Genomic DNA, 2,928 nt, shown 5'->3' on the forward strand with positions numbered 1-2,928 from the left:
CCGTCACGGCGCCGCAAGCGCCCTCGCGCAGCCTCCAGCCCAATTCCTTGAACGGCGTGCCGGGGGCGGCACTGACCACCTCGCGGGTCATCAGCGAGGCGACGACGGGCTCACGCACGGCTTCCTCCACGGGGTCGGGTGGTGCGGGTGGCGGCGAACAGGACGAGCCCGCCGCCGAGGAACAGCAGGACCACGCTCGCGCCCAGCAGCGACCAGGCGACGGGGGCGAGGGCGGGCAGGGTCGCCGTGGCGGTCACGGGGGTGTCGACGACCCGTGAGCCGTCGGCGTTCATCACCACGGCGGTCCAGTGGCCGGGCCGGGCGACCCAGGTCAGGTCGCCGTAGCCCGAGACGACCCAGAACGACTCGTGGTGCGGGGCGGTGGCGGGCGCGGTGCCGGCGGTGTGCCGGTAGAGCACGTCGGCGCCGAACCCCTCGACCCGGTCGCGTTCCACGGTCGCCAGGTAGCGGGCGACGTCCCCGGTCGGACCGATGCCCACGAACACGTCGCGGTCGGCCCGGATGCCGATGCGGCCCAGCCAGTCCTCGCCGACCGCCCAGCCGGCGTCGGTCCAGTTCAGCTCGGCGGTGCCGAGCTCCAGGGCGTAGCCCTCGCTGTGCAGGTGCTGGGCGGGCGTGGTGATCACGCCGTCGGCGTCGCGCCGGGTCTGGTCGACCCACAGGCCGAGCGCGCCGGCGGCGGCCGCTCCGACCCCGGCGAGCAGCAGCAGGACACCGAGCACCGCGGGGACCACGCGCCCGGCGGTGCCACCGGTGCGAGCAGGCGCGGGTGAGGGCGTGTCGAGGACCGCGGCGCCGGGTTCGTCGCCGCCGGTGTCGAGCCGGAACGGCGGGTAGGCGTCGGTCATCAGCCCGACGTAGGCCGCCACGCGCAGCGCCCAGCGGTCCATGCCCAGCACGAAGTCGAACACCCCGCGCGGGTAACGCCCCGTGAACAGCAGCGCCACCCCGGCCACCAGGACGAACAGCCCCACCAGGCCGCCGGCCGGGCTGAACGCCCACTCGCCCGCGCGGAAGGCCAGGTAGCCGCCGCCACCGAGGAACACGGCGACGACCAGCAGGTGCGGTGCGGCCAGCAGCCACTTCACCAGCACCAGCCCGCGCGACAGGCGCTCGGGGTAGGCGATGTCCAGCGTCGCCGGGTAGTCCGGCTCCGCGCCCAGGCTGAACGGCGGGTACCGGTCGGTCCCCAGCGCGCCGAACGAGTAGTACGCCACCCGCCAGGTCCAGCGCAGCACGCCGAGCGCGAAGTCGAACAGGGTCCGGGGGTAGCGGCCGGTGGCCAGGATCATGACGAATGCCGCCAGGCCCACCAGCGCGAACGCCGGCCACAGCAACGCCAGCACGACGCAGTGCGGGATCACCAACAGCCACTTGACCAGCCACAACCAGCGGTTCAGCTCGGGGTCCACCTGCGCGTGCACGCGCACCGGGTACGTGGTCATGCCGTCTTCCTCCAATCGGGCTCGACCGCGGCCCGCTCGACGTCCGACCGGTGCCGCCGGGCACGGGTGTGCGCCGAGTGGGCCAGCACGCACAGCAACGCCGTGCCGCCGCCCAGCGCGAGCCACACCCCGCCGGCGACGGCGGCCGCGGTGGCCACGACGCCCTCGACGGTCAGGAGGGCGCGCGCGGGCCGGTGGTCGTCGTCGGCCCGGGTCACGGCCTGCGCCACGTACGCCCGCGACCCGATGGCCGCCACGACCGGCAGGCCCAGCAGCGCCACCGCGGCGGACACCACGGCGACGACGCCCTCGACCCGGTCGGCCGGCGGCTCGCACCGGGAGAACCCTTGACGCGCCGAGCCCTTCGCGGCAGTGCCCGCCCTGGCACCCATGTCTCGACCTCCTCGTGGTCCGGCACGTCCAGCCTGGTCCGGCACGGGGGCGATCCCCAGAGTCGTTGGTCGTCCCACTGGTCCCTGATGGGTCGGGACCTCGGACCCTGCGATCGCGCGCGCGGCCGGGGCAGGGTCGGGGGTGAACACGAACGCGGAGGTGAGGCGGATGGACCGCAGCCAGCCCGACCGGGAGACGATCCGGGCCGCCGTGGCACTGGCGTGCCGCGCGCCGTCGGTGCACAACACGCAACCCTGGAGGTGGCGGATCGGCGACCGCAGCGCACACCTGTACGCCGACCGGACCCGCGCGGTCCCCGCGACCGACCCGACCGGCGCGGACCTGCTGCTCAGCTGCGGCGCCGCACTGCACCACCTGCGCGTCGCGCTGGCCGGCCTGGGCTGGCGGGCGATCGTGCACCGGATGCCCAACCCCGCCGAACCCGACCACCTCGCCGCCGTGGAGTTCGCCCGCCACGAGCCCACCGAGGCCGAGGTCGCGATGGCCGCGGCCATCCCCCGGCGGCGCACCGACCGGCGGCACTGCTCCACGTGGGACGTGCCCGGGGCGGTGTCGCTGCTGCTGGAGGAGCGGGCCGCCGAGCAGGACGCCGTCCTGCGCCGGATCACCGGCTCGCGGACCCTCCTCGACCTGGCGGGCGCCATCGAGCAGGCAGCCGCCCGGCAGGACGCCGACCCCGCCTACCGGTGGGAGCTGCGGGCGTGGAGCGGCCGGCACGCCGACTCCGACGGGGTGCCGGCGGCCAGCGCGCCGCGCGGTGTGCCGCGGCACGGGGACCTGCGGCTGCGGGAGTTCCCCGGCGGCCTGCTGGTCGACGAGCCCGCGGGCGAGTGGGAGGAGGACGGTGCGCTGGTGCTGGTGCTGGGCACCTCGTCGGACGACCGCCTTTCAACGCTGCGCGCCGGCGAGGCCATGAGCGCCGTGCTGCTGGAAGCCACCGCCGCGGGCCTGGCCACCTGCCCGCTCAGCCAACCGCTGGAGGTGGCCACCACGCGTGCCCGGGTGCGCGACGAGGTCCTCGACGGCGTGCTGTCGCCCCAGGTCGTGC

The 2,928-nt window shown here is 75.8% G+C and carries 3 protein-coding genes; 1 reads left to right on the forward strand and 2 read right to left on the reverse strand.

The features are described from left to right. Window positions 1–110: 110 nt before the first annotated feature. Both ACFV4N_RS42200 and ACFV4N_RS42205 read right to left on the reverse strand, forming a co-directional pair. Window positions 111–1,466 carry a DUF4389 domain-containing protein gene (locus tag ACFV4N_RS42200; protein ID WP_499678311.1) on the reverse strand — a complete coding sequence of 452 codons (1,356 nt, stop codon included), beginning with the start codon at window positions 1,464–1,466 and terminating at the stop codon, window positions 111–113. Continuing rightward, on the reverse strand, window positions 1,463–1,858 hold the full coding sequence (locus ACFV4N_RS42205; protein ID WP_499678312.1) for a hypothetical protein: 396 nt from the start codon (window positions 1,856–1,858) through the stop codon (window positions 1,463–1,465). The genes ACFV4N_RS42200 and ACFV4N_RS42205 overlap by 4 nt, the downstream gene beginning before the upstream one ends. Window positions 1,859–2,027: 169 nt before the next feature. Here ACFV4N_RS42205 and ACFV4N_RS42210 point away from each other — a divergent pair. Further along, on the forward strand, window positions 2,028–2,928 hold a 901-nt coding region (locus tag ACFV4N_RS42210; protein ID WP_499678313.1), incomplete at its 3' end, for an Acg family FMN-binding oxidoreductase.

Origin of the sequence: Actinosynnema sp. NPDC059797 (assembly GCF_042732085.1) — a bacterium.
Lineage (GTDB): Bacteria > Actinomycetota > Actinomycetes > Mycobacteriales > Pseudonocardiaceae > Actinosynnema.